The organism is Micrococcus sp. GbtcB5 (assembly GCF_019091605.1).
Classification (GTDB): domain Bacteria; phylum Actinomycetota; class Actinomycetes; order Actinomycetales; family Micrococcaceae; genus Micrococcus; species Micrococcus luteus.
The window spans coordinates 1-235 of the sequence record NZ_JAGXJK010000493.1 but is presented as its reverse complement, the minus strand read 5'-3'; the positions used below and the strand labels follow the sequence as shown (position 1 = coordinate 235).

At 74.9% G+C, this 235-nt stretch carries 1 pseudogene; it reads right to left on the bottom strand.

Going from position 1 to position 235, the window contains the following annotated elements:
• Window positions 1–235 (bottom strand): annotated as a pseudogene (locus tag KVS67_RS13225) (fumarylacetoacetate hydrolase family protein); the annotation flags it as partial.

Genomic DNA, 235 nt, shown 5'->3' with positions numbered 1-235 from the left:
AGGGTGAACATCTCCGAGGCCGCGGCCACGAGCTCGCGGACGCCGAAGACCATGCCCGCGGTCGTGCCGTCCTGGCGGGTCTCACCGTCGAGGCGGGACGTGATGCGCAGGCCGCCGGTCGGCACCACGTCCAGCTCGGTCTCGATCCACGGGCCCAGCGGGCAGGCGCCGGCGCAGCCCTTGGCGCGGGCTCACTGCAGGTCGGTGCGCTGGGCGTCCCGGGCGGTGAGGACGT